The organism is Chitinimonas sp., from assembly GCF_041904975.1.
Taxonomy (GTDB): Bacteria; Pseudomonadota; Gammaproteobacteria; order Burkholderiales; family Chitinimonadaceae; genus Chitinimonas.
On sequence record NZ_JAYRLZ010000386.1, the window covers coordinates 1 to 3,069 of the forward strand.

2 protein-coding genes are annotated in these 3,069 nt (G+C 63.8%); both read left to right on the forward strand.

All coding sequences use genetic code 11. The features are described from left to right. The coding region (locus tag ACE3OH_RS21195) for a hypothetical protein (protein ID WP_374357914.1) at nucleotides 1-333 on the forward strand (333 nt) is incomplete at its 5' end. Beyond that, entirely contained in the window at nucleotides 330-3,062 is a 2,733-nt protein-coding gene (locus ACE3OH_RS21200) for an ATP-binding protein (RefSeq protein WP_374357917.1), read from the forward strand. The genes ACE3OH_RS21195 and ACE3OH_RS21200, both read left to right, overlap by 4 nt. The last annotated feature ends 7 nt before the right edge of the window (nucleotides 3,063-3,069 follow it).

Sequence of the window (3,069 nt, forward strand, 5' to 3'; positions counted from 1 at the left end):
CTGGCCAGCTTGCGCCAGGCCTTGCACACCCTGTGCGCCGCCCTCGGCAGCCAGCAGCCGGCGGCCGCCGCTACGCTGCCGGACGAAGGCCCGAGTCTGGCCGAGCGGGTAGCCGAGCTGCTGGCATTGCTGCGCGACAATGATGGCGATGTCGGCGATTGGATACTCAGCCATAGCAAAGCGTTGCGTGCCGGCCTCGGTGAGTCGTTTTCAGCAGTGGAGCGCGCCACCCAGCAGTATGATTACGACGCAGCACTGACCTTGCTGGAATTGCTGGCAAAACGGGCCGGCATCACGATCAGCGAACCGGATGGAACTGGCAAGCAAGCATGACTGACCCGCTCTACTCCTTGCACGATGGCCGCAACTGGCGCCCGCATTTCGAGCGGGCGCTGGACATCATGCGCAGCGATCCGGCTGAAACCACCCGCATCGGCCGCGAAATGCAAGCCGCCGCCGGCAGCCAGAGTGCGGCGCTGCATTATTTCGGCGAGCTGCTGATTGCCTTGAGCGAGGTGTTTGCCGATCTGGACATCGACCCGCAGCAGCGCTTCGCCCCGCTGGATGCCTATTTCAGCAGCATCAGGCATCACGAGGGCCTGTTGCTGGCACGCTTTGGCTGCGTGGCGCGCATGCGCAGCCTCGGCCAGGTAGAAGCGGCCTATGCCTGTTGCCAGGACCTGCTGATTCCCATCCTGCCGGCCCGGCCCGATACCGCCAGCGTGTATGCGCTGAACGTGATCGGCGTCATCACCCAGGAATCAGGCCGCACCGACGAAGCGATCCGTCATTTTTACGGCGCGCTGGAAGGCGCACGCCAGCTTGGTTTGAAAGGGCGCGAGGCGCAGATTGCCTGCAATATCGGCGAGTTGTTTTATGTGTGCGGCAATATCGAAGATGGCGAAAAACTGCTGCAGCGCGCCCACAGCCTGGCCCAGGACAGCGATGAGCCGTGGCTGCTGGCCTTTATCGGCGTGATACTGGCCCTGTGCAAGCTATCGCGTGATGATGTCGATGGCGCCCATGCCGCCATAGCGGCCTACCTCGATGGTAACGGCGATGCACTGGGCAGCTCGCCATCCAATCGCGGTTTTTTCATGGCAGTAGCCGCCTATGTACTGGCCAGACGCGGCGAGCTTGATCGTGCCGAATGGCATTGCGCCAAAGCACGCGAACTGACCGCACATTTCGAAGACCGCCAGCTGCGCCCCTATACCTGGTGGGCCAGCGGCCATCTGCACCACTGCCGTGGCAAGCTGCCCGAGGCCGTGGCCGATCTGGAACGCGCCATCGACGAGGCCGGCGAGATGGGCTACAGCTTCATGCCCCTGCGCGCCACCCGCGAACTGGCCGAGATCCACGCCGAGCTGGGCGACTATGCCGCCGCCTATGCCGCCCACCAGCGTTACCACGGCATTTTCGAGCTTGCCCAAGGCCAGGCCGTGCGCACCCGGCTGCAAATGCTCACCATGCAGAACGAATTGCGCGAGGTGGAGGCAGCACGCCGCCACGCCGAAGAAGCCACCCGCGCCAAATCGATGTTCCTTGCCAATATGAGCCATGAAATCCGCACCCCGATGAATGCCATCATCGGCATGGCCCATCTGGCATTGAAAACCGCGCTCAGCCCCAAGCAGCGCGACTATCTCGACAAGATCCACACTGCCGGCGTGTCGCTGCTCGGCATCATCAACGATATTCTCGACTTTTCGAAAATCGAGGCCGGCAAGCTCGATCTGGAATCGGTCGAATTCGATCTCGACGAGGTACTGGCCAATGTCGCCGCAGTCACTGCCGGTCGCGCCCAGGACAAGGGCCTCGAATACCTGATCGATGTACCACCCGGCGTGCCGCGCCGCCTGCGTGGCGACCCACTGCGCCTGGGTCAGGTGTTGATCAATCTGGTCAACAATGCGGTCAAGTTCACCGAGGCAGGCGAAGTGGCGGTATCGGCCAGTGTGGAGCGCCTCGATGGCGAGTCGGTATGGCTGGCGTTTACCGTGCGCGACTCCGGCATCGGCATGAGCGCCGACCAGTGCGCCAGCCTGTTCCAGGCCTTTACCCAGGCCGATGGCAGCACCACGCGAAAATTCGGCGGCACCGGCCTGGGCCTGTCCATTTCGCGCCGGCTGGTGGAAATGATGGGGGGCAGCATTTCAGTGGAAAGCGCGGCAGGCCGTGGCTCCACCTTCCGCTTCAATGTAGGGCTCATTGCAGGAACAGGAGAACTGATGTCTGGCCATGCTCTGGCAACACCGGCCGCGATTCCCGACTTCAGCGGCCTGTCGGTGCTGCTGGTCGAGGACAATGAAATCAATCAGCAGATTGCACTCGAATTGCTGCAAGCCACCCGCGCCCACGTCGAAGTGGCCAATGACGGGCGCCAGGCGCTGGACCTGCTGCTGTCGCGCTCGCCCGATCATTACGATCTGGTCTTGCTGGACGTGCAGATGCCCATCATGGATGGCTATGCCACCATCCGCAGCATCCGCGCCGAAGCCGCCCTGGCCGATCTGCCGGTAGTGGCCATGACCGCCCACGCACTGCAGGAGGAGCGCGAGCGCTGCATCGCCAGCGGCATGAATGATCACCTGGCCAAGCCGATCAGCCCGGCAGCCCTGTTCGATGCGGTAGCCCGCTGGATCAGGCCCAGCCATGGCGACCAGGCCGGCACCCGCCATGGCGCCCGCCTGCAGCTGCCCAAACTGGTCGGCCTGAATGTGGAAAGCGGCCTGGCGCGCACACTGGGCGATCGCGAGCTGTATCTGGACTTGCTCGGCCGCTTTGCCGATGAACAGGCCGATGTGATCGAGCGGGTGCGCAAGGCAAGCGATCCGCTGCTGGCGATTCGCCTGCTGCATACCCTCAAGAGCGTGGCCGGCCTGGTTGGCGCGATGGAAGTGCAGCAGCGCGCCGCCGAGCTGGAAGCGGCGCTCAGCGCCAAGGGCGAGGCCAGTCCGGAAAAACTGGCAGTGCTGGAGCAGGCGCTGGTCGCGCTGCTGGACGGCATTCGCGGCTTTCTCGCCGTCAGCAGCCGTGCCAGCCCGGCTGCATCGCATTGAACTATCG

Coding starts and splice junctions, on each gene's coding strand:
- ACE3OH_RS21200 (WP_374357917.1), top strand. CDS start 330: ATGACTGACCCGCTCTACTCCTTGCACGATGGCCGCAACTGGCGCCCG.